The following is a 230-nucleotide window of genomic DNA, read 5'->3' on the forward strand; positions in this document are numbered from 1 at the left end:
GGCTCTCCATGCTGTTCGACCGAAGCAAGAGCTCCATTCCCGTACATTCGTCGGCCGACTTTGGGATACTCCACGATAGCGATCACCGGTACCGCGAGCGATTCTTCCTGATTGAATGCGTAGACTTCCCCTTCAACATCAAATCTCAGACTATCCGGAACGTCATTCTCGGCGGAATGACAGCGGCAAGCAGTTGCCCTTTGGCCGTCTGGAAAACCAGCCAATCGCTT

General features: G+C 53.9%; 1 protein-coding gene. It reads right to left on the bottom strand.

Annotated elements, in window-relative coordinates:
• The coding region (locus RVY79_RS21860; RefSeq protein ID WP_317466722.1) for a hypothetical protein at positions 1 to 230 on the bottom strand (230 nt) is incomplete at both ends.

It is taken from the genome of Chromohalobacter sp. HP20-39 (assembly GCF_033052815.1).
Lineage (GTDB): Bacteria > Pseudomonadota > Gammaproteobacteria > Pseudomonadales > Halomonadaceae > Chromohalobacter.